The organism is Flavicella sediminum (genome assembly GCF_006381105.1).
Lineage (GTDB): Bacteria > Bacteroidota > Bacteroidia > Flavobacteriales > Flavobacteriaceae > Flavicella > Flavicella sediminum.
The window spans coordinates 1,654,308-1,679,435 of record NZ_VDET01000002.1 but is presented as its reverse complement, the minus strand read 5'-3'; the positions used below and the strand labels follow the sequence as shown (position 1 = coordinate 1,679,435).

The 25,128-nt window shown below is 34.9% G+C and carries 19 protein-coding genes and 1 tRNA gene; 11 read left to right on the top strand and 9 right to left on the bottom strand.

Annotation, left to right across the window (positions count from 1 at the left end):
• Positions 1–34: 34 nt before the first annotated feature.
• The 9 genes from FGM02_RS07005 to cyoE all read right to left on the bottom strand — a co-directional run bounded on the left by FGM02_RS07005 (position 35) and on the right by cyoE (position 6,056).
• Positions 35–961 carry an aldo/keto reductase gene (locus tag FGM02_RS07005; protein WP_139957587.1) on the bottom strand — a complete coding sequence of 309 codons (927 nt, stop codon included), beginning with the start codon at positions 959–961 and terminating at the stop codon, positions 35–37.
• A 7-nt stretch (positions 962–968) separates the two neighbouring features.
• Entirely contained in the window at positions 969–1,190 is a 222-nt protein-coding gene (locus FGM02_RS07000) for a hypothetical protein (protein WP_139957586.1), read from the bottom strand.
• A 19-nt stretch (positions 1,191–1,209) separates the two neighbouring features.
• Positions 1,210–1,722, bottom strand: coding sequence for a DUF420 domain-containing protein (locus FGM02_RS06995; protein WP_139957585.1), 513 nt, complete (start codon positions 1,720–1,722; stop codon positions 1,210–1,212).
• Entirely contained in the window at positions 1,722–2,357 is a 636-nt protein-coding gene (locus FGM02_RS06990; protein WP_394344436.1) for an SCO family protein, read from the bottom strand. Before FGM02_RS06990 ends, FGM02_RS06995 begins: the two co-directional genes overlap by 1 nt.
• 27 nt (positions 2,358–2,384) lie before the next feature.
• A complete protein-coding gene (locus FGM02_RS06985) occupies positions 2,385–3,041 on the bottom strand; it encodes a hypothetical protein (RefSeq protein ID WP_139957583.1) in 657 nt (218 codons plus the stop codon).
• An 82-nt stretch (positions 3,042–3,123) separates the two neighbouring features.
• Positions 3,124–3,468 (bottom strand): cytochrome C oxidase subunit IV family protein, encoded by a 345-nt coding sequence (locus tag FGM02_RS06980; RefSeq protein ID WP_139957582.1) that lies wholly within the window; start codon positions 3,466–3,468, stop codon positions 3,124–3,126.
• A gap of 21 nt (positions 3,469–3,489) precedes the next feature.
• Positions 3,490–4,467 (bottom strand): cytochrome c oxidase subunit 3, encoded by a 978-nt coding sequence (locus FGM02_RS06975; protein ID WP_139957581.1) that lies wholly within the window; start codon positions 4,465–4,467, stop codon positions 3,490–3,492.
• Positions 4,468–4,520: 53 nt separating this feature from the next.
• A complete protein-coding gene (locus tag FGM02_RS06970; protein WP_139957580.1) occupies positions 4,521–5,105 on the bottom strand; it encodes a cytochrome c oxidase subunit 3 in 585 nt (194 codons plus the stop codon).
• Between the two features lie 39 nt (positions 5,106–5,144).
• Positions 5,145–6,056: a heme o synthase gene (cyoE, locus tag FGM02_RS06965; protein WP_139957579.1), complete on the bottom strand. Its 912-nt coding sequence runs from the start codon at positions 6,054–6,056 to the stop codon at positions 5,145–5,147.
• 241 nt (positions 6,057–6,297) lie between these two features.
• Between cyoE and FGM02_RS06960 the strand changes: the two genes are divergently transcribed.
• From FGM02_RS06960 to bglX, 11 genes are all read left to right on the top strand, one after another.
• A tRNA-Leu gene (locus tag FGM02_RS06960) sits at positions 6,298–6,383 on the top strand.
• Between the two features lie 228 nt (positions 6,384–6,611).
• A complete protein-coding gene (locus FGM02_RS06955) occupies positions 6,612–8,744 on the top strand; it encodes a right-handed parallel beta-helix repeat-containing protein (RefSeq protein WP_139957578.1) in 2,133 nt (710 codons plus the stop codon).
• A gap of 233 nt (positions 8,745–8,977) precedes the next feature.
• Positions 8,978–11,299 carry a T9SS type A sorting domain-containing protein gene (locus FGM02_RS06950; RefSeq protein WP_139957577.1) on the top strand — a complete coding sequence of 774 codons (2,322 nt, stop codon included), beginning with the start codon at positions 8,978–8,980 and terminating at the stop codon, positions 11,297–11,299.
• 31 nt (positions 11,300–11,330) lie between these two features.
• Positions 11,331–12,965, top strand: a complete 1,635-nt coding sequence (locus tag FGM02_RS06945) for a T9SS type A sorting domain-containing protein (RefSeq protein WP_139957576.1) — start codon at positions 11,331–11,333, stop codon at positions 12,963–12,965.
• Positions 12,966–12,988: 23 nt separating this feature from the next.
• Entirely contained in the window at positions 12,989–14,632 is a 1,644-nt protein-coding gene (locus FGM02_RS06940) for a T9SS type A sorting domain-containing protein (RefSeq protein ID WP_139957575.1), read from the top strand.
• An 86-nt stretch (positions 14,633–14,718) separates the two neighbouring features.
• The gene (locus FGM02_RS06935) at positions 14,719–17,007 is read left to right on the top strand and encodes a right-handed parallel beta-helix repeat-containing protein (protein ID WP_139957574.1); all 2,289 of its coding nucleotides are present in this window, start codon (positions 14,719–14,721) and stop codon (positions 17,005–17,007) included.
• A gap of 7 nt (positions 17,008–17,014) precedes the next feature.
• A complete protein-coding gene (locus FGM02_RS06930) occupies positions 17,015–18,070 on the top strand; it encodes an alpha/beta hydrolase fold domain-containing protein (RefSeq protein ID WP_166461143.1) in 1,056 nt (351 codons plus the stop codon).
• Positions 18,071–18,074: 4 nt separating this feature from the next.
• Positions 18,075–18,923: a polysaccharide lyase gene (locus FGM02_RS06925; RefSeq protein WP_139957572.1), complete on the top strand. Its 849-nt coding sequence runs from the start codon at positions 18,075–18,077 to the stop codon at positions 18,921–18,923.
• A 44-nt stretch (positions 18,924–18,967) separates the two neighbouring features.
• Positions 18,968–20,461 carry a sialate O-acetylesterase gene (locus tag FGM02_RS06920; RefSeq protein WP_139957571.1) on the top strand — a complete coding sequence of 498 codons (1,494 nt, stop codon included), beginning with the start codon at positions 18,968–18,970 and terminating at the stop codon, positions 20,459–20,461.
• Positions 20,462–20,499: 38 nt separating this feature from the next.
• Complete coding sequence (locus tag FGM02_RS06915; RefSeq protein ID WP_139957570.1) at positions 20,500–22,893, top strand: alpha-L-rhamnosidase-related protein; 2,394 nt, start codon at positions 20,500–20,502, stop codon at positions 22,891–22,893.
• Entirely contained in the window at positions 22,893–25,124 is a 2,232-nt protein-coding gene (gene bglX, locus FGM02_RS06910; protein ID WP_139957569.1) for a beta-glucosidase BglX, read from the top strand. The genes FGM02_RS06915 and bglX overlap by 1 nt, the downstream gene beginning before the upstream one ends.
• The last annotated feature ends 4 nt before the right edge of the window (positions 25,125–25,128 follow it).

Genomic DNA, 25,128 nt, shown 5'->3' with positions numbered 1-25,128 from the left:
ACAACCTGTCAAGTAATTTATTTGGCAGGTTTTTTTAATTCCATGACAAATCGCTACGTTCTTTCCAATAAGTGGCAGCATCTACTTTACAGCTTTTTAAGAGCTTCATTTCATCTTCAGTCAACTTAAAAGTAAGTGCTTTTAAATTTTCTTCTAACTGCTGGCTATCTGAAGCACCACTTAAAACAATCGTTGAAGGAATGCTATCTATACAAAAACGCAAAGCAATGGCATCTATACCTACTTTGTATTTACTAGCCAATTGCTGCAAAATTTCTTGTGCTGTACTCGGAAGAAATACTCGACCATTCGCCAAACCTTCTTTTATAATAATGAATTTTCCGGCCACATGTACTTCTTTTAATATGTCGGCAGTGTCTTGTTCAAAAACATTATACGTCACTTGAAAACTATCAAACAAAGACAAATCATTGACTTTAATTTCCAAAGCCGCTTTGATAACTTCTTTCTGATTTTTTCCACTAACTGTCAAGCCAATTTTAAGTCCCGTTGCTGCTTTGATCTCAGAAAGTTTTTTTAGCACTTCTATATTTTCCAAAACACCACTTTCAAAAGTAGCCGAGTGAATTTGATATACTTTTAAATTTGGCAATAAAATTTTAGAGGTATCCCATTGTTCAATTAATTTAGACAGGGAATGTTCTTTTACTTCATGAGCACTAGAAAAACCCAATTCCCAATTGGCCACATAGGTATAGCCCCATTTGGTAGAAAGCACAGTATCAGCATAAGATCTGGTTGCTTGCCAGTCTTTTAAAAAAAATTCTCCTTTTCCATAAGATGGTGCGGTATCAAAAAAGCGAACCCCATTGCTATAAGCGGCATCTAAGACTTTAAAAGCGTTTTCCTTATAAGAAGCTTCTGATTTATCTATCGATGTCCCTAATCGAATATTAAGGTATTCTGGACGTCCTAATGCTGCTAAACCTAATCCTATCATGTACTCTTTATTTAGATGCTTTTTGTTTTTTCATATATCTATACAGGGCATACGCTAAAGCCGCAACCAATAAATAAGGAATAATCATTAAATACACAATTCCGTCATTTACACCTTCAGCCATACTTACATCTCCACTTTCTACTACCGCTTTACACATAGCACATTGGGCATTGCTTTCTATAGAAATAAAAAGAACAATAACTGCAACTATTTTTTTTAAAGACATAGGCCTATTTTAATAAATATTAATAATAAGGACTGATCATTAGATATACCACTACCCCAGTTACCGCAACATACAACCACAATGGAAATGTATATTTGGCAATTTTTTTATGCAATTCGATATTATTTGTAATCGCCCTTACATAGGTAATTAATACAAAAGGAATAACAGCAATAGATAGAATAATATGTGAAATAAGAATAAAGAAATAAACAGCTCTCATCATTCCTTCTCCGCCATATTGGGTAGAATCTGAAGTCATATGGTACAAAACATACAAGACCAAAAACAGAACAGAGCATGCAATGGCTGCTTTCATTACTTGTTCGTGTAATTTTATATTACCTTTTTTCACTTGTAAAACTGCAACAACTAACAAAACAGCTGTTAGCGCATTGATACTTGCATAAATTGGCGGTAAAAATATCGGTAATTCTAAATCGATTTTCACACCAAATAAAATAGCCACTGCCAAAGGAATTACCACGGATAAAGCGATAATTAATTTATTGTATTTTTTTTCTGAACTCATTATTCCTCTAATAAAATTTGAATATCCTCTTTTAACATTTCAATAGCATCTTTATCTAAACCATCGTAAAACTTGATTGGGTTTTCATTTTCTCCCATTACAACCGTTCTTGATCGAATAAAACCATTTTTATCAACCAAAGCAAACAAACCTGAATGTTCAAAACCACCTTCAACTTCTTCATTTTTTCCGGCATACAATTTAAAACCTTCGTTAGAAAATTTATAAATTTCTTCTTCATTTCCTGTTAAAAAATGCCAATTGTGCATGGTTGCTCCTTTTTCCAAAGCATATGCTTTTAACACTTCTGGCGTATCATTTTCAGGATTGATACTGATAGAAGCAATTCCGAACTTAGGGTTTCCATAGTATTTATTTTGAAGTAATACCGTGTTTTGTGTCATAACCGGACAGATGGTTGGACAACTTGTAAAGAAAAACTCCAGTACATAAACCTTCCCTTCGTAATCTTTGTTGCTAATTAGTTTCCCATTTTGATTGGTAAATGAAAAGTCAGGTACCTTTTCAAAAGTCACCAATTCCTTTACTGAAGAACGACTTTCAAATTCACTGACCACCCAAATTCCAAATACCAATATGATAAATGAAATACCTATGTATGATTTTTTTTTCAAAATATTAGCTTTTTAAAATTCTAGAAATTATTCCAAACTTGGTTCTTTTACGGCAAATTTAGACTCATAAAAAACAACTTTCAAGTCTTCTCTCAATTTATTTTTTAAAACTGCCACCGACTCCGTATCATAACCAAATAAAACACCACTTTCGGTATCTTCATCATCGGTTCTACCTCTTAGTTGTACAGCTTCATCTACAATAAACACCTCCTTAGCTCCTGAAACTAAATCGTAATTTCCTGGAACTTCAAAACTGTTATACAAGGTGCGTAGTTTTGCTTCGGAAGTCACTACAAAATGCCATTTCTGCAAGTCGACCCCACCTACAAACGCCAATTCTGATTTTAATTTTTCCAATCCTTTTTCTCTGGTTTCAGGAAGTACAACCACCACTTGAAATTTGGTATATTTTTCTGTAGACTTATAAACAACTTGGTACAAATTTAACAAACCTTGAACAGAAGTTAAGGTTTCTTTTTCTCCTAAAAAGGCCACAACAGAAACTTTGTCTCGAAAAGAAATTTTTGATTCACTTGGCAAATTCTTTACCTGAGTAGTTAGCACGGGTAGTTTTGTAAAGTTTACCTTACCAGATGCTAAGAACAAGAAAAAAAGCAAAGGCACAACAAACGTGGCAAAAAGAATCGCAAATTTTTTAATCTGGTTTTGATCCGTTTTCATGATATAAATTTGAGCAGTTGACTTAATTATTTGATACAAAAAAAGGTGGTTAAAACCACCTTTTTTATCGTATTCTATTTTTTTAGTATCTCCAATTGATATACTGTGCTACAGAATCGTGCACGTAACCTCCTTCAATAATTAACAAAGTTGCTAAGTAAGGAATTAAGATTACCAATGGCAATACAATTGAGTATTGTAAATTCTTTTTCTCATCTCCTAGGTGCATAAAATAATACACAATATAGTACGCTTTTATTACCGTTAAAATGATGAACAAACTATTTAAAATAGACGTTCCTAAAAATTGTGTTTTGAATAAAAATTCAGGTTTAATTATACCTAATACAACCTCAACTATTGTAATTAATGAAAGTAATCCAAATACTTTCCAAATTAATGCTTTATGTGATTCTGCGTGTCCCATTATGTTTTTTCTATTTTATAATTATACTAAGTAGAAGAATGTAAATACAAATACCCATACTAAATCGACAAAGTGCCAGTACAATCCAACTTTTTCTACCATTTCGTAGTGTCCTCTTCTTTCGTAAGTTCCTATAATAACATTAAAAAAGATAATGATATTTAATACGATTCCTGAAAATACGTGGAAACCGTGAAAACCTGTAATAAAGAAAAAGAAATCTGCAAACTGAGCACTACCGTATTCATTTACTTCTAAGTTAGCACCTTCAACAACTCTAGCTGATTCTTCTAAAAATCGGAAAGCTTCTGCTCTAGAAACAATAATTTTTTCTTTTGTTTCAGGATCAATTCTTTCTAATCTTAAGTTTACATCGTGGTTTGCTTTAAATGAAGCCACAACTTCTTCTACAGAAAAACTAGGATTTGCCTCACCAGATTCAAACCAAAGTCCGTTATTTCTTGTATGATCAACAGCTTCTTTTTCATGAGCCACTACAAAATCGCTCAAAGCTATTTGATGTCCGTCTTTTACAAACTGAACAATTTTACCATCTTTCAATTGTACTGCTCCGTAAGAACCTTGAATAAAGTTTTTCCATTCCCAAGCCTGAGAACCAACGAAAATAATACCACCAATAATTGTTAAGAACATATAGAAAGTAACTTTCTTTTTGTTCATATTATGACCTGCATCAACTGCCAACACCATGGTTACAGAAGAAAAGATCAAAATAAATGTCATTAAAGCTACATAATACATTGGTGCATGTGCGCCATGCATAAACGGAAAGTGTGTAAACACTTCATCCGCAATTGGCCAAATGTCAATAAACTTAAAACGAGTTAAACCATAGGCTGCAAGGAAACCTGAGAATGTTAATGCATCGGAAACGATGAAAAACCACATCATCATTTTTCCATAACTAGCTCCCATCGGTTTCACAGAACCTCCATCCCATGTTTTACCTTCAGATTTATCAGCAATATTTGCTCCCATAAAATTCTTTTAATTAATATTTATCTAATATTTGGCAAAAATAACAATTTAAATCAAGTATTAAAATAGAAAAAGCAAAATAAGCCAATCCATAATAAATCTACGAAATGCCAGAATATAGCACCTAACTCTAAACCTAGCATATTGTTAGCCGTATACCTTAACTTAAAATGATTATAAATTATTACAAATAAGCAAATTACTCCAACTGCAACGTGTATCACATGCGCAAAAACAATGACCAATAACATTGAAGATGACACGGCACTTTCAGGTCCTGTAAAATACAATCCCATCGATTTTAAAGCTTCAAATCCTTGAAATTGTTCAAAAACAAAGCCCAAACCAAAGACCAAGGTTGCCAATAACAGCAAAGTCGCCAAATTTCTGTTGCTCTTTCTAATGGCTACTTTAGAAAAATGAAGCGTAATACTACTTAGTACAATAAATAGTGAACTTAGAAAAAATGCTTGAGGCAACTCAAAGCTTATCCAGTCTTCTCTATTACTACTAATCACATAGGCACTTGTCAACCCCGCAAACATCATGGTCATGCTTACCATAGAAATCCACATCATCGGCTTGGCAGTTTTCTTTTTACCTTCTTGTAGTTCTAACTCTAGCGTTTCTTTTATCATTATTTAATCGTTTAATTGTAGATTCTTTTAACTGAAATTTTAATGTAAAAATTTATCAACCACATAAATAACTTGCACTACGGTAATATACAACACACTGGCAAGCATTAATTTTCTAGCAATAACATTGCTATGGTCTTTTAATAATTTCACTGCGTAGTACAGCATATAAACCCCCAATAAAAAAATAACAACCGCAGTTATTGGATGAATGTAAAAAGCGCCTGTTAATTTTAAAACAGGAGCTATTGAAGCCAAAATCATAATAACCGTGTACAAAATAATTTGCTTTACTGCATTGTTGTCCTTTTGCCCCATAGGAAGCATATTGAAACCTGCTTTTTTATATTCTTCATCTTGCAACCAACCAATGGCCCAAAAATGTGGAAATTGCCAAAAAAACTGAATCAAAAATAAAAAACCAGCCTCTAGTCCAAACTGATTTGTGGCAGCCACCCAACCTAACATAAAAGGAATGGCTCCTGGAAATGCACCTACAAAAACGGCCAAAGGTGTTACGGGCTTTAGCGGCGTATAAACACAGGTATATAAAAATATAGAAATAGCACCAAACAAGGCACTTTTTGGATTTATGGAATACAAAATACCAATACCAAAAATGGTAAAACTTACTGCAACAATCATGGCTGTGGTTGCCGACATTCTTCCTGTTGGTAACGGACGATTTTTCGTTCTCTTCATCAAGGCATCCGTATCTACTTCTATAATTTGATTAAAAGCATTGGAAGCACCTACCATTAAAAAACCACCAAGAGCCAATAAAAAGATTGTCAATATAGATATTTCTCCTGGCGACACGGCTAACAAATATCCTGCTACAGATGAGAAAACCACACTCATTGACAGCCCTACTTTTGTAAGTTGCTTAAAATCACCAACCAAAGTAGAAGCCTTCGCTTTTTCCTCTATCCCATCTATTGTTGAACTCATATAAATCCTGTAAATTTTTTGCAAAGATATTTCTTTATTAGAGATTCACCAACCAAAAATCACAAATAGATTTCACAGTAGAACAAACACCTAACTACCAACAAATCAATTCATTTGAGCTACAGCAAAAGAAGATCAAAAAATTAATTGCAATTATTTTTCAAAAAAAACTTGAAAAAGGTTTTATTATTTCAAATATCGTGTATCTTTGCACTCGCATTTGAGCAATCAAATACATCACGCTCGAGTGGTGGAATTGGTAGACACGCTGGACTTAAAATCCAGTGGACTGTAAGGTCCGTATGGGTTCAAGTCCCATCTCGAGTACTAAAGCCTTTTAATCTTTTGATTAAAAGGCTTTTTTTATGCTTGGAAAAAACTTTTCTGAAAATTTTAAAATTCGGCTTCACTACTTTAAACGATCTGCTTAATCACTTGTGGATTTTGCCTTTTCTACCCTCTAAACACTTATACACATTAGGTTTACTTTAGTATTTATGTACTTTTGAGACTCCTAAATATTATTTTTAGTCAGAAAACATCAAATCAAAACCCATGGTCAATAGAAATACAAAATTGAGTTTTTTAGTCGCTTTTTGCCTATTGACACTACAAAGCCTATTTGCTACAAATTTTTATTGCGATCCAGTAAACGGAAAAACAACCAACGATGGTAGTAAAGAAAAACCTTGGAAAACTTTACAATCTGTTTTTGAAAATGGCAAAAAATTCATCATAGGAGACAACTTGTATTTATTAACCGGAAATCATGGTCATGTACAAATTGTAGGTGAAAATGAAAAATATATAAATATTATTGGCGTAGAATCGCACCGAGCAGTTGTCAACTCAATAGTATTTGGAACCGAGATTTTAGGCGCTTCAAGATGGACACTTAAAAACATCACGTTTGATAACGCCTTAAACAACAACACTATTCTTATCAATCCGAACAGTAGTAAAATTCGTTTATTAGAAAATAATTTTCTTTCCAACAAGAACACTACAACGGCCATTGAATTAAAAGGATCCCAATGTAAAATTGAAAACAATATTATTTCGGCTTACAAAAAAGGAATCAATATTTCTGGAGAAAAAAATCAAATTAGAAATAATAGAATCGATTTTTTTAGCCAATATGGCGTTGAAATTTCCGGTAGCTCAAACTTACTTGAATACAACATAATTAAAGAAAGTATTGCCATTAACGAAGAAACTAATATTGGTATCTTCTGCCATTCCAATGAAATAACCGGTACTATCATGCGAGGAAATACTATTTTAAATTTCACCAAACCAAATAGAAAACATATTGGTTTACTGCATGGAATCTATGGTACTGATTTAAAAATATCGAGCAGTATTTTCGAAAACAACCTAGTCATTAGTAACGGAACAAAAGGAATATATTTAAAAGGAGAACTAAACAATCTTAAAATTGTAAACAACACTGTCGTCAACCCTTATTTTGGATTGTATTTTAACAAAGAAGAAAAAATTAATTCATCGATCGCTATTCAACTTATTGGAGAAAATGAATCTTCAAACCTAATCATCAAAAACAATTTAGCAAACAATATTTTATTTGACAACATTAAAGGAATTGCAGACCATAACCTTACATTGCCTGTTTCAGTTCATGCTTTTGATGACTGTTTTAAAAACTGGGCATTGTTTGATTTTTCCTTAAATAACTATTCCATTGCCTTAAACACGGGTACTTCAGACATGGCACCAAAACTTGATGCCACTTTAAACAAAAGAACTTTAGGCAATTTTGTCAACATAGGCGCTTTTGAATTCACAAAAATTGACGAAGGAAATGAACAATTAACAATTATAGCTGAACAATCAGACAGACAATTACATGCCAAAGGTAAAGGAGATTGGGACGGGCAAACTCAAATACGTATTGGAGGTGTGGGAGAAGGAATTGATGGTTCAGGAGTCTTTCCTTTTAAACTTCCCAATATACCTAAAGGGAAAAAAGTTATTTCAGCCAATTTCAAAGTACACTTAACGCAAGTCGACAATCAACCTCAAGGTGGAATTGACCTATACGGACTTCCTCCAAAAACTGACTTTTGGGTAACAGAAGACATGTATTACCAAGGAACCTTCGGTCAAGATATTTCTGCGAGACCTATTCAAAATAATTTTATTGATTCCGACTCATTTACAGGAGAAATAAACACCAGTCCAACAGCTAAAAACGGACTTAAAGATTATTTAAATACAATAATCACGTCAAAAACAGATTCACAAAATTTCCTTTTTTTAAGAATGAATCCCAATGCCAACAATGTGACCGACTTTAACAGATGGAATTTTGCAAGCGCCAATTCAAAAGAAAACCGTCCTTCCTTAGAAATCACTATTGGCTATCCAGAATTCAACCAAGAAACAGCTCAAAAAATTGAAAAAATAAAAAACACCATTGCAAGTGCTCCAAACCTATTATCTAACGGCGACCTTAACTTCTACTTTCTTGGTTTTCATCCTGATGATCTAATTCAGCTAAAGCTTTTTAATTTGTCCGGCCAACAAGTTTATGAACATCGTTTGAAACCTTCAGATTTACATAAAAACACGCTTCGAACTAAAAACTTAAAACTAGCGACAGGCAAATACATATTAGAATCCACAACTGAGTCTGAAACAAAAAAGCAAATTTTATTTGTCTGGTAAATACACTCCTCCAAACAAAAACCTTCACAAAAAACAAAAGAATTACCAAAAGCCATTTTAGCGTTTATACTATCTGCTTATTCATTTGTTAGTTTTGTCTTTTATGCCCCCTAACCCACTGTAAACATTAGGTTTACTAAGTCAATTATGTATATTTGAGTACACCATTTTATTCCTTTGAAAGTCTCCTTTGACATTATTTCAAAGACAACCAAAACCAAGAAATTATTCTCATGATCAAAACAAAAACTTTCTTATTACTCCTAGCAATACCCTTTATTCAAATAACAGGTCAAAACACCTTGAATTTAGACAGTGCTTCAAGCGCTCGATTTACAGTTACCGATAAAGTTTGGCCAACAAATATTGGCGAAGGAGATGTATGTATGTGGAGCGACGACAAACTAGCTGCATTTACGATTACCATAGACGACAACAATGAATCAAACATTCCTTTTTGGAAAACCATGATTGCTAAATATAATTTTCATTTTACTTGGTTTGTAATTACAGAAGCCGCCTCACAATACAATGTGCAAAACTGGACACTTTACAACGACCTTGCAAACTTAGGAAGTCAAATAAACGGACATGATGATAGAAATTGGTACAAAACACCAGGTAGCGGTGAAACAAACCCATCAGATACCGATTATTTAGCCAGACTTCAAGCAACAATAAATACGGTAAACACAAATGTAACTTCAGGCACTAATAATTGCTTGACATATGCCTATCCTTTTGGAGAAGGAAACAGAACAGAAGCTGGCAAATTATTTATTGGAGTAAGAGGAACTACTGGGATTTTAAATCAACCAAACACCATAGATTATTTAGACATCAATAGTATTTCTAATGTTCATATCTATGGAAATGATACAAATAGAGATAAATATATTTTACCACTTTTAGACAAAACCAGCAAGCTTTATGGCAGCAACTACTACAGAGGTTGGGCTAGCACACATTTTCATTATGTCGACACACCTGGTGAAACGACTACAGATGAATTTTTACAATATTTAGCTAACAAAACAGATTTATGGGTGGCAGGCTTTACGGAAGTCTCACAATATTCTCAATCTTTTGCAACACACAACCTAACAATTGACAGCAACTCTGCTAGTGAGATAAAATTCACTTTAACAGATGACATGTTAGACAGCGCTTTTTACTTCCCTTTATCCGTTAAAATAAGAATTGACAATTCATGGGCTTCTATTTCAGCAACCCAAAATGGTACTACAGTTGCAACTGAAATCATCACAAACAGTGGCAATAAATACGCAATAATAAAGGCAGTTCCTGATGGTGGTCAAGTCACACTTACTGGAGTTACTGATGCTGATCCTGCAGTAATTAGTGCTCTTGAAAGCAAATCGATGTTAGAAGGAGCTAATTTACAGGTAGATTTTTCAGCAGCAACAACTGGGAATGATGCCATTTCTTTTAGCACTTCAAATTTACCCAGTTTTGGAATTTTAACAGACAATGGCGACAATACAGGGAAAATAATTTTTTCTCCATCAGACTCTGATGCTGGTGATTATCAAAATATCACCATTATTGCCAATAACGGGAGGAGCTTTTCTTCAAAAACCTTCCAACTATCAGTAAGTCCTGATTCTGGTGGTGAGGCCACTTCTACTTACGAAATAACCCCTACAGGAGACGGAATTATTTCTGATGCTGCCAACTTAGCTGAAGGAGGCACCAATCCTTGGCTCAACGGAAATGGAATTGACGGAACCACGGTCTTAAAAATTGGTCAGAGTGCTTCTACAGGAGCTTCCTTTACAACCAATGCCATACTTCCTTTTAAACTCCCTATACGACCTTCAGGAAAATCAGTAACTGCTGCTAATTTAAAAATAAATGTCGCCTATTTACGTCATTGGATTTCATCAGATATTGATTTATACGGCCTGCCTTATAGTACTTCAAATACTATTACTCCAAATAATTTTTATGATGGCACATACCCTGATGCAAACGGAACAGTAACTGGAATTCAAGATGCCTATTTTGTAAGAGATACGGGAGACTCTGAACCCTTAGGTACCGAAATTTTGACCGATAGAATTGTTAATTCTGACAACAATGGAGATACAGCTTTAGTTGCTTATATAAATGCACAATACGATGCCGGTGCCGTATCTGGAGACTACATCTTTTTACGTTTGAGCGTAGACGCTACCTCGGGCAGTACCGGTGCGCATTACTACGGAATAAGTGATGAATCAACTGAATTGGCACCGACTTTAAGCCTAGAAATTGAAAATATTCTAACGACTACTAGTTATGAAGAAACTAGTTTAGAAATCTATCCAAATCCAGTGACAAATGGAGAAATATCTTTTGCATTGCATGGTTTCGAACAACAAAAAACCGACTTGAATATCTATTCATTAGCAGGGACATTAATGCATCATGAAATTATCAAAAATGATACACTAGAAAAATTTACAACAAAAATAAATCTGCAACCAGGAATATACATTGTTAAAATTACCAACGGTGTAAAATCAAAAACCGAAAAATTAATTATACAGTAAACTAAATACTTAACAATAAAACCAAAAAATCATGAAAGCAAAACTACTAACTTCATTATTAGGAATAACACTGAGCATGGCAACATTTGTTGCACAAGCTCAAACCACCTACAATGTAAAACCTGAAATTGTTCCTTCTCAAAGTTACTATAACGATGGAATCGTTTCTGACATAACAGATGTCCCTACAAACAACCCCTACTTAAATGGTAATGACGTTGGCGGAATAAAATCTTTAAAAATTGGAGCAAGTGCATCCAATGGGGCAAGTTTTACGACAAGCGCCATCATTCCTTTTAAATTACCCGTACGTCCTTCAGGAAAATTAGTAACCAGTGCTAATTTAAAAGTACATGTCAATTACGGAAGAGAATGGATAACATCAAACGTTGATTTATATGGACTTACTTACAATTCAGCAAGCACCATTTATGCAGCAAATCATTACGACAATGCGTATCCTGACGCTACTGCTGGTGCCACAGAAATTGAGGACAATTATTTCGCCAAAAATGTTGCCGCAGGAAATTTAGACAGTGCACGATTTGAAGAAACAAACACTAGTGGAGATGCCGCTTTGGTGGCTTATTTAAATGCGCAATATGATGCAGGTGCTGTCGCTGGAGATTATGTTTTTTTAAGACTAAATGTGGACAACCCAGCAACTACAGGTGCCCATTATTTTGGTGTAGACGATGGATCTACCGCCAATGCACCTACCTTAACAATTGTCATTGAAGAAGCGGAAGTTACACCAACCACTACATTTAATGTAAACCCGACTGGTGATGGAATCATTGTAAACACCGCTAATTTAGCCGAAGGAGCTTCAAATCCATGGCTTGGAGGAAATTCAATTGACGGAACTACTGTATTAAAAGTAGGAGCTAGTGATCCAGGCGGAAATCCAAATACAACAAACGCTATTTTGCCTTTTCAACTACCAAATAGACCGGAAGGTAAATTGGTTGCCAGTGCCAATTTAAAAATAAACGTTGCCTATTTAAGACACTGGATTTCTTCAGATATTGACTTATACGGACTACCTTACAATGCTTCAAACGCTATATCTCCAAGTAATTTTTATGACGGCACCTACCCTGATGCTACAGAAACAGCAACTGGAATTCAAGATGCCTATTTTGTTAGAGATACAGGAGGCACTGAGCCAACAGGTACCGAAATACTTACAGATAGAGAAGTAAATTCTGACACTTCAGGAGACGCTGCCTTAGCTTCGTACCTAAATGCGCAATACGATGCTGGCGCAGAAGAAGGAGATTATGTGTTTTTAAGATTGAGTGTAGATGCTACTTCTGGTAATACAGGAGCACATTACTATGGTATCAGTGATGAATCTACTTCAGAAGCTGCTGTATTGACATTAGAAATTGAAAATGTTTTGGATACAAAATCTTACAAAGAATCGACTGTAGCTATTTTCCCTAATCCAGTATCAGATGGAAAAATCACCGTTTCTACAGAAGGCTTTACAGAAAACTCCACACTTCAAATCTATTCATTGGCTGGTCAAATGGTGTTTGCAAAGACAATAAATGCTGCCGCAAATGCGCAAGAGGTTCTTTTAAATTTAGAATCTGGAGTATATATTGTAAAAATACAGGACCAAAACCAAAGTGCTACGCATAAATTAATCATTCAATAAACTAATTTTTAAAACTAAAATTTATGAACCATAAAATTTTAAATTCAATTTTAGGAATTGTTTTTGCTTCTATTCCATTTGCTACAAAAGCACAGACATCACATACCATAAAACCTGAAATTGTTCCAGAACAAGCTTATCACAATGATGGAATTGTATCTGACATAACTGATATGCCAACTTTCAACCCTTATCTAACCGGAAACAATGTTGGAGGTGTACAATCTTTAAAAATTGGAGCTAGTGCGGCCAACGGAGCTGGATTTACAACAAGTGCTATTATTCCTTTTAAATTACCTGAACGACCTTCAGGTAAGTCGGTAACTTCTGCAAGTTTAAAAATCCATGTCAATTATGGAAGAGAATGGATCACCTCAAATGTTGACTTATATGGACTAAGTTACAATGCCATGAGTACTATAGATCCAGCAAATCATTTCGACGATGCATACCCAGATGCCACTTTAGGAGTAACGGCTATTGAAGATGATTTTTTCGCAAAAAATGTAGCGCCAGGAAATTTAGATACGCCTCGTTTTGAAGAAACAAGCACCGCAGGGAACACAGCACTAGCGGCCTATATAAATGCGCAATATGATGCTGGTGCAGTTGCCGGAGATTTTATATTTTTAAGGTTAAATGTAGACAATCCTGCAACCACGGGTGCACATTATTTTGGTGTTGATGATGGTTCAACAACCAATGCTCCTACCTTAACTTTGGAAATTGAAGAAGCGGAAGAGGTTGAGCCAACCCCCACTACAAGTCACAATGTAAACCCTACAGGTGATGGAATTATTGTAAACACCGCTAATTTAGCTGAAGGAGGAACAAACCCTTGGATTGGAGGTAACACAATTGACGGAACAAATGTATTAAAAATAGGTGCCAGCGACCCAACTGGAGCCCCAAATACCACCAATGCTATTTTACCTTTTCAGTTACCTGCCAGACCCGAAGGTAAATTAGTTGCTAGTGCTAATTTAAAAATAAACGTGGCCTATTTAAGACATTGGATTTCATCAGATATTGACTTATACGGACTACCTTACAATGCTTCAAACACTATATCTCCAAGTAATTTTTATGACGGCACGTATCCTGATGCTACCGGAACAGTTACGGGTATTCAAGATGCTTATTTTGTTAGAGACACAGGAGATACGGAACCTTTAGGTACCGAAATATTAACCGATAGAGAAGTAAACTCTAGCAACACAGGAGATACCGCCTTAGCCGCTTATTTAAATGCACAATACGACGCGGGAGCTGAAGCAGGAGATTATGTGTTTTTACGTTTAAGTGTAGATGCTACCTCAGGAAATACAGGTGCCCATTATTATGGAATTAGCGATGAATCTACCGAACAAGCTCCTGTTTTAACCTTAGAAATAGAAAATTCCTTAGGTGTAACTATCTACGAGAAATCAACTTTAAACATATACCCAAATCCGATTACAAATGGAAAAGCGACCATTTCTACAGAAGGATTTAAAGAAACTACAACCCTTCAAATTTATACGTTGACAGGACAACTTATCCATTCTGAAACATTAGCGGTCGACGGAAACAAACAAGAAGTTGTTTTAAATTTAGCTCCTGGAGTTTATATTGCAAAATTACAAGACAAAACCATTGCTAAAACGCAAAAGCTATTTATAAAATAAATGTATGATTCTTTTATAAAAATGAGTCGATTTATTTCGACTCGTTTTTTTAATGCTTTATTCAATTCCTAAACCAACAAACGACAATGAACTTCAAGTATCTTTTTCCTTTTTTCTTTAGTTTGTTTTTTCTTGCTATTACAACAGCACAAACATCCTATTACTGCGATCCAATAAATGGAAACAACAGTAATAATGGATCTATTACAAGCCCTCTTTCTTCTTTCGGATCCGTTAATTGGTCTTCCATCGGTTTACAAGATCAGGATGTTATCTATTTATTAAATGGACAACACGGAACTGGTTTTATTCAAAATTTTCAATTTGCTACAAAACTTACCATAAAAGCCGTAAACGCACATCAAGCTGTACTAACAAACATTACAATCAATAATTGCAGTAAAGTATTTTTTGAAGACCTGAAATTTGATGCAAGTTTGGGCAGTTTTTCATTAAATGACCCTATCGTACTTGGAAATGATGCTTCTGATTTTATTACTTTAAACAATTGCCTTATTCAATCTGCCGACGATTCTTCAACCTGGACCAAAACAGATTGGTACAACAATGCCGCAAGCGGTGTACAATTTAGAGGAACTAATATTACGCTTACTAACAACACTTTTCTCAACTTATACCATGCTGTAGAGCTAAGAGGAGATTATTCATACATGCAAAATAATAGCATTGTAAACTTTGCTGCCGATGCAATCCGTGGATTGGGTTCTTACAGCACTTATGAAAACAACCTCATCAAAAACTGTTTTATTGACGATTATGCCATCCAACATGATGATGCCTTCCAAGCCTTTAAAAGTCCAGGTAGCAGTATTATTTCTAATGTTAGCTTTAGAAACAATAAAATAATACTTTTTGAAAACCCTTCTCAATTTGTTATTGACAATGATTTAATTGGAGCTTTGATGCAAGGAATTATTATTACTGATGGAAATGCCGAAGGTTGGCTTGTTGAAAACAATTTAGTTGTTAGCGGACAATCGCATGGAATAACGCTATACGGGGCACAAAATTGTCGAATTCAAAATAATACAGTGGTTCAAACTCCAATATTAAGCAACCTAACAGACGTTCCTTGGATCAGCATTCAAGACCAAGGAAAATCGGGCGGACGACAAAACAAAAACAACACCCTACGAAATAATATTGCAGGTCGTTTTACCACATGGACTTATGGAGCAAACACAAGCGATGAACATAATATTGATATCGATCAAAGTTCTATTGCCAACTATGATGCCTATTTTATCGACTATACAAATGGAGATTTTCACTCCATAGCACCTAGTCCAGCCGTAAATGCCGGTATCAACACCGATTTACTAGCTACCGATTTAGATGGAAACAATAGAATTTACAACAACGGAATTGTTGATGCAGGTTGCTATGAATTTCAAGGCAATGGTTCTGTTGCTCCAAAAGGAAATTATGAAATTACATCTTCTGGAGATGGCAACATAGCAAATGCTGCTACCGTAACAAGTAACAACCCGTTTTTAACAGGTATAAATACTGGATCTCCTGCCGAATTAAGCTTATTTATTGGAGGAAGAGATGTAAATCACGACAGCAATACTTCTAGCGCTATTTTACCATTTAAACTACCTAAAAGGCCTTCTGGCGAAAAAGTAATTCAAGCAAACTTACAAGTAAACCTTCATTACATAAAGGAATGGATCCATGCAAATATTGATCTATACGGATTGCCTTATCAGCCAAACAATACCATTTACGCAAGCAATCACTATGATGATGTTTATACAACGTCACATGGAACAGATACTGCGATTCAGGATGATTTTATTTCGAGATTGAATTCAGAAATTTTGGGCAACACCTATACGCCCAACCGAAAAGTTGAAACAAATACTACTGGAAGTTCTGCCTTATTAAATTATATAAATGAACAATATGACGCAGGAGCAAGCGAAGGAGATTATATTTTTTTAAGACTAAATATTGATGCACCTATCAACACAGGAGCACCAACTTCATTACCAACAGCCGCCTCCCACTATTATGCAATTAGTGATGAAACAACAGGTGAAAACGCGCCAAAACTAACCCTCTCCATTGGAAACCCACTTAGTTTAGAAACACACATTACAACAAAAAACAATTTATTAATATTTCCTAATCCTGTAAAAAACGGCCTTATAGGAATTAAAAGTGAACTACTTAGCTCAATGTCAAAACTAGAAATACAAACACTTACAGGACAAATAGTTTATTTGAAGAATATTGAAGCTACTCCTACCAAGGAAACGCAAGTTTTTGTTAAATTACAGGCAGGAGCATACATTCTAAAACTATCAAACTATACAGCTAGTCAAACACATAAATTGATTCTTAAATAAACTGAAATTGAACAAATCGATATTCTTATTACTGATTGCCATTATTACTTGTACTTCTTGCAAAAAAAAGGAAGTTATAAGTGAAATACCTGTACATAAATTCCACATTCCAACTACCATCTCTGAAGAAGCACAGCATATTTTAAATAAATGGAGCTTGGAAGAAAGAAACAAAAGCGCACATTTACCAAAAGCGAACGCACCTATAGAAGTATGGGAACAAAAGCAAAAAGAATTCCAATCTTATGCTGAAAAACCTTTACCAAAACTACTCGAAATATATCAACCCACTATTGATACCCTATTTAAGGGAGGGATCAGAGCTATTTCTATTAGGCCTAAAAACTATAAAAAATCAAACAAGGTAGTAATCTATATTCATGGAGGCGCTTTTACTTTTTATCCAGCGGATGTAACCCTTTTATCAAGCGTTCCTTTAGCCAATAAAAGCGGTTTAAAAATACTATCTATAGATTATACGTTGGCTCCACAGGCTAAATTCAACCAAATATCAAATGAAGTTATTTCCTTCTACCAAGCCTTATTAAAACAATACGAACCTGGAAATATTGCCTTTTATGGAGATTCTGCTGGCGCTGCCATTGCTGTTAGTTCTATCCTTAAAATGAGAGATCAAAAAATTAATTTGCCTGGTGCCTTGGTACTTTGGTCGGGTTGGTTTGACATCCATGAAATTGGAGACTCCTATTTCACTTTAAAAGACAATGACCCTAATTTGGTTTTTGATGATTTTTTAGAAAATTGTGCGGAAGCCTATGCGCCAAAATCAGCATGGAAAAACCCTTATGTATCACCAATTTATGGAGATTACACTAAAGACTTTCCTCCTACATTAATTCAGGTGGGAAGCAAAGAAATTTTCTTAAGTAACTCGATCCGACTTTACAGAAATTTAATTGAAAACAACAAAACGGTAAGCTTAGATGTTTATGAAGGAATGTGGCATGTTTGGCAAGGATATTATACAATTCCTGAATCGAAAATAGCCATAAACAATACGAAAAAATTTATCTTCAAGCATTTAAACATTAACCCACAATAGGAATATGAAAAAACGAGTCTTTTTTATTATTGTCAACTTATTCATTTTTAGCAGCTGTGTGCAAGCACAAAATGATTTGGAACAGGAAAGCATTACAAAACCAGAAACTACCAATATTGTTTTCGATTTAAATTTTAACAACGCTGAAATAGGCAAATACACAAAGCAAAAATTAATTGCTAATGGAGGTCCAATTGGCTGGGCACTATTAGGTGATAGAGCAAGTATCGTGAAAGACCCAACCAATAGCAAAGGAAATGTTTTGAAAGTAGCTTACCCAAAACTAACCGTAGGTCCGCAAACAAACGGAATACAATTCATAAAAAACCTTCCTCCTGCCAATGAATATTATTTAGATTATTATGTTTATTTTCAAGACGGTTTTGATTTTAAACTGGGTGGAAAGCTACCTGGATTGACCAGCGGCGGATCTACCTATACTGGAGGAGTACACCCAGATAATGGAGAAGGTTGGAGTGCCCGATATATGTGGGCGACAAGAAATGCGGGTGTAGAAGCGGTTGTCTATTTTTATTACATCGATATGAATTCTAAATACGGCGAATCTGTGGATAGCAAAGTGTACTTTAAAACAGGAAAATGGTACCGAATGACCCAAAGAATTAAATTAAACAAAGATAATTTAGCAAATGGATTGATGCAAGTTTGGATTGACGGAGTTCAAGTAATTGATAAAAAAAATATACGATACAGACTTTGGGAAAAAGGAGCTATAGACTCTTTTTACTTTTCAACATTTCACGGAGGGGCTGATGAAAGTTGGATGCCACAAAATGATTCGTTTGCTCTTTACCACGGCATCCAAGTGAGCAAAGAAAAGCCTTCATTTTAAAAAAACAAAACAATTAGCTAGCCTCTACTAGAACAACAAATACAATGCGAAACCAATTCATACTTTTCTTACTCTGTTTGTTTTGTATCCCTACACTACAATCTCAACAAACATTAACTGTTGCGCCTGTTTTATCGGACGGCATGGTTGTACAAAGAAACCAAGCAATAAGTCTTTGGGGTACAGGAACACCAAATGACACCGTTTTTTTCAAGATAAAATCCCATCACAAAACCATACAGGTTAATCCAGATGGAACATGGAAAACAACACTTCCTAAACAAAAAATCGGACTTCCTTTCAGTATCAAAATCCACACTAAAAAAGACCGTATTACAATACGAGATATTTTAGCTGGAGAAGTTTGGCTTGCTTCGGGACAATCTAATATGCATTTAGACTTAAAACGAACAATAGACGGTGAAGCAATTGCGAAAAAAGCCAACAACAAAAATATTAGAATCTTTAATATGAAACCCACCTACCCAACAGGTGAAAATGGGGTTCACACTCTAGCAGAATTGACTAAAATTCAAAACGACCATTATTTCAATACTAAGGGTTGGGTAAAAGCAAGCCCAGAAAATGTACGCTATTTTTCAGCTGTGGCTTATTATTTTGCAGAGAAACTACAAAAAGAATTGAATATCCCTATAGGTATTATTCACAATGCCGTTCCTGGATCTCCAATAGAATCTTGGATTTCTAAAAAAACAATAACACAGGATCCAGCTATCCAATATTTCACCAAACAACGTTGGCTAAATAAGAATAATGAGGACGGAATGATTTCGACGGCTAAAAATCAAATTTCACTTTCACACACAACAAAACAAAAGCACCCATGGATGCCGACATACAATTATGTAAACGGAATTCTTCCTATAAAAAACATGGTGATAAAAGGTGTTATTTGGTACCAAGGAGAATCGAATGCAGCACATCCGGAATTGTACAAAAATATGTTACAAAAAATGGTTGCCTTATGGAGAACCGATTTCAACCAAGATTTCCCTTTTTACTCGGTTCAATTAACAAGCCGTGAAAATCGATCTACCTGGCCAGCTTTTAGAAATGCACAACGTGAATTACGCGACCTTGTTCCAAATTCTAAAATGGTCGTTATAACCGATGTTGGAGATAAAAATGATACCCATGCAAAAAATAAAAAACCTGTTGGAGATAGATTAGCCATATTGGCTTTAGGCGATACATATCAATTAATTGACGATTATGAAAGTCCACTTTTTGATAAAACAAGCGCTACTAAAAATGGATTCCAAATACATTTTAAAGGATCATTTAACCAATTAAAAACAAAAGGAGAAAAAGAAATTATTGGTTTTGAATTTAGTTACGACAATTTAAATTTTGCAAAACTACAGACAGAAATTCAAGGAAAATCCATCTTCTTTAAAAATCCAATTCCTAAGAAAAAACCAATTTACATACGTTATGCTTGGAAAGCATATACCGAGGCCAATGTAATTTCGACGAACAATTTGCCTGTTTCCCCATTTCAAACAAAAATCAACTAGCTTACTTCTATTTAGATTACATAAAAAATTGAATACCTATGCGTACTATAAAATATTTGTCCCTATTCCTTTTAATTCATCTTGGCGTTTTTGCTCAAGAATCGAAAGCTACCATTAATGTAGAAGGAAAAGATTTCAACCAGCTAAAACATGCATGGACAGCCCAATGGATTACACATCCTACAGAATCGACCCTGGATGCCAGAATGTTTTTATTTCGAAAAAAAATTGATTTAGATCGCAAACCTGACAAATTTATCGTTCATGTATCTGCAGACAATCGTTATCGTTTGTATGTAAACGGATCTTATATTGTTTCAGGACCTTCTTCATCAGACATTAACAACTATAGGTATGAAACCCTAGATATAGCCCCTTACTTAACTGCCGGGAAAAACATTATTGCTACCGAAGTAGTAAATTTCGGTGAATACAGAAAAGCAGCATCTATGACCTTTCAAACGGCTTTTATTATGCAAGGTGACGAAGAGAATCCTGTTGATATAAACACCAGTAACAAAAGTGACTGGAAGGTAGTCCGCGATTTTGGTTTTGAAAGCATCCCATTTGTTAGTGACTCGCTACGCGGATATTATGCAGCTGGACCGGGTGAAAAAAGAATCACAAAAAAGACCTATAAAAATTGGAAAAAAAAGAATTTTGATGATTCCAATTGGTTAATTCCAAAAGCCGGAACTGTAGAATTCGCCGTAGGTCGTGGTTTTCTTTTCGGGAGCACTTGGTATTTAGTTCCAAGAACAATTCCTTTTTTAGAAGAAAGCTTGCAACGCTTTGGAAAAATTGCACGTGTAGAAGGAATGAAAATGAACGATAATTTTATCAAAGGAACGGGTGCTTTGACCATTCCTGCTAATAAAAAAGTAACCCTATTAATCGACCAAGAACACCATACCATAGGCCATCCTGAATTTAACTATTCAAAAGGAAAGGGCAGTAAAATTAAAATAACCTATTCTGAAGCCATGTACACCAAAGACTGGAAAAAAGGCAATAGGAATATTGTAAAGGACAAACATATTTTAGGCTACTACGATATAATTATAGCGGATGGATCTTCAAATAATATGTTCAAACCAATTGGTCAAAAAACCTATCGTTTTATTGAATTAGAAATAGATACCAAAGACGAACCTTTAATAATTGAAGATTACTACGGTGTTTATACGGCCTATCCTTTCAAAGAAAATGCGGTATTTGAAACAGAAAACAAAACTTTAAGCAAAATTTGGGATGCTTCTTGGTTGACTCTTCGAAACTCTGCTGTTGAAAATTTTATTGACCCTTATTACGAACAATTACAATATGTTGGAGACGCTAGAATTGAAGCCTTGGTTTCTATTTCTGTTGATGGAGATGATCGACAGATGCGAAAAGCTATCGAAATGTTTGATAATTCACGATTACCAAATGGCTTAACACAAAGTAGATACCCTTCCTATATAGTTCAAGTAATCCCCACCTATTCATTGCTTTGGATTGATATGATCCACGATTATCACAGGTTTAGAAATGATTCCGATTTTGTAAAAAAATTCACCCCAGGTATTAAAACCGTCCTAAATTGGTGGGCTAATAAAGTAAACAAAACAGGCATGCCAACTGGAATGGAGTGGTGGAATTTCACGGACTGGAGCCCAGGATTCCACAATGGAATTCCTGACGGAGCAGACGATGGGTATTCAAGTTCTATTGCATTACAACTTGTACAAACTTTACAAAACACAGTAACTATATTCACAGATTTAGGCATGCTTTCTGAAGCTAAAAAATACGATGACCTACAAAAAAAAATTCTTAAAAGCGTCCAAAAAAACTGTTTCGTTCCAGAAAAAGGAATGTTTGCAGAAACACCAAATAAATTAAAATTTTCTCAACACACAAATATCTTAGCAATACTAACAGATGCCATTCCTAAAAAAAACCAAAAGGATCTAATGCAAAAGATAATCTCTGATTCATCCTTAATTCAAACAACAATTTATTACAAATTCTATTTGTTTAATGCCTTGCAAAAATCTGGTTTAGGAGATACATATGTCAATCTGCTACAAAATTGGACAAATCAGTTGGAACAAGGACTTACAACATTTGCTGAAACAGACATAGAGCCTCGATCTGAATGTCATGCTTGGAGTGCATCCCCAAATTATCATTTTTTAACCTTAATAGCCGGTATTCAGCCTGCATCTAAAAATTTCGAAAAAATAACCATTGCACCTAACTTGGGTGAATTAAAAAATTTAAGAGCCAAAATGCCACACCCAAATGGTTTTGTAGAAGTGACCTTAACAAGAAAAAACAAAGCGATTAAAGGAGAAATATCGCTACCAAAAGGAAGTACAGGAATATTTATCTGGAATGGGAAAAAAATTACATTAAAAGAAGGAAACCAAAAAATAAAGCTGAAATAATGATAAAATTTAAATCAATCTTACTTATTGTATTTGCAGTTATTATAACTCAAAGTTGTTCTGACACCTCAACAAAGTCAGATAAAGAAAAATTTATAGACAACCTAATCAGTCAAATGACCTTGGCTGAAAAAGTTGGACAAATGACCTTATATTCTAGTGGTGAAGACCCTACTGTACCTGTTTTCAACCCTAAATTTAGAGAAGAAATACAGAAAGGAGGAGCAGGCGCCATTTTTGCTTCTATTTCTATGGATAGCATCAAATACCTGCAAGGATTAGCCATGAAGTCACGTTTAAAAATTCCGATGTTATTTGGTTACGATGTCGTTCACGGATACAAAACTATTTTCCCAATTCCCTTAGCTGAAACAGCTTCTTGGGATATGAAAATGTTAGAAAAAACTGCTGCTGTAGCTGCAGATGAAGCTTCTGCCTCAGGTATCAATTGGGTATTTGCTCCAATGGTAGATTTAGCACGTGATGCCCGCTGGGGTCGAGTTTCTGAAGGTGCCGGTGAAGATCCCTACTTAGGCGGTTTAGCTGCGAAAGCCCGCGTAAAAGGATTCCAAGGAAGTAATTTAAAAAACAACAATACGGTGGCGGCCTGTGCCAAACACTTTGCCGCATATGGTGCTAGTATTTCGGGGAAAGATTACAATACCGTTGATCTTTCTGAGAATTATTTACGAGAGGTCTATTTAAAACCCTATAAATCGGCAAAAGATGCTGGCGTTTCTAGTATGATGTCTGCTTTTAACGAAGTAAACGGCATTCCTGCAACAGCAAACAAAAAATTACTAACCGACGTTTTAAGAGATGAATGGGGCTTTGACGGATTTGTGGTTTCTGATTTTGCCTCGATTGGAGAATTAATGAATCATGGTTTTGCAGAAAACAAAGAACAATGTGCTGAACTATCAATCAACGCAGGACTTGATATGGACATGGAAGCTTCTGTTTACAAAGAAGAAATTGTGCAACCATTGGTGGATGCAAAAAAAATAGAGATCTCAAAATTAAACAATTCTGTCCGTAGAATTTTACGAGTAAAATACGATTTAGGTCTTTTTGACGATCCTTATAAATACTGCAATGAAGACAGGGCTAAAAATAAAGTATTTACCAAGTCAAATTTAGCAATAGCAAGAGATATGGCTAGAAAATCTATCGTATTGCTAAAGAACGAAAATCAGCTTCTGCCTTTAAATTTATCAAAACTAAAAACTATTGCCCTTATTGGTCCACTTGCCAAAAACCAAGCAGACCCAATGGGAACTTGGATAGCCCAAGGAGACACAACTTCTGTTGTAACAACTTATCAAGGTTTAAAAAAGCAATTACCTAAAAACAGCAAACTTCTATATACCAAAGGCTGCGATATCGATTCTGATGATACTTCAGATTTCAAAAACGCAATCAAAATAGCAAAACAGAGTGATCTTATTTTATTGGCCTTAGGTGAAAAAGGAGACATGAGTGGGGAGGCAGCTAGCAAAGGAAACATCAATTTACCAGGTGTTCAAACTAAATTATTAGAAACACTATCCAAATTAAACAAACCTATTGTATTAATCTTAACCAACGGAAGGCCCATGACCCTAGAAAAAGAAGTAAAACTTTCTAACGCCGTACTTGAAACATGGATTTTAGGAACCACTTCTGGGGATGCCATTGCAGATGTACTCACTGGAAAATACAACCCTTCCGGAAAACTGCCTATGACTTTTCCAAGAGATATTGGACAGTTGCCTATTTATTATGCATTTAAAAATACAGGAAGACCGAGCAATCCTGACGTACGGTATTCTTCGCGATTTTTGGATATTCCCTCTAGCCCATTGTTTCCCTTTGGATATGGCTTGAGTTATACAACGTTTGCGTATTCCAACTTAAAAATCGACAAAGAAACACTTTCAAACAAAGACGTATTAACAGCGACAGTAAACATTAAAAACACAGGAGATTTTGATGGAGAAGAAGTCGTGCAATTATACTTAAGAGATTTAATAGGTTCGGTAACTCGTCCTGTACGAGAACTAAAAGCTTATGAAAAAATCAAAATTAAAAAAGGAGAAACAAAAACCATACGCTTTGAAATTATTCCTGAAAGAGATTTATCATTTGTAAGAGCAGATTTATCCACCGGAACAGAAGATGGAGATTTTACACTTTTTATAGGTGGAAATTCCGACGCTCAATTAGCAGCGAATTTCAAACTAAAAAACTAATAAA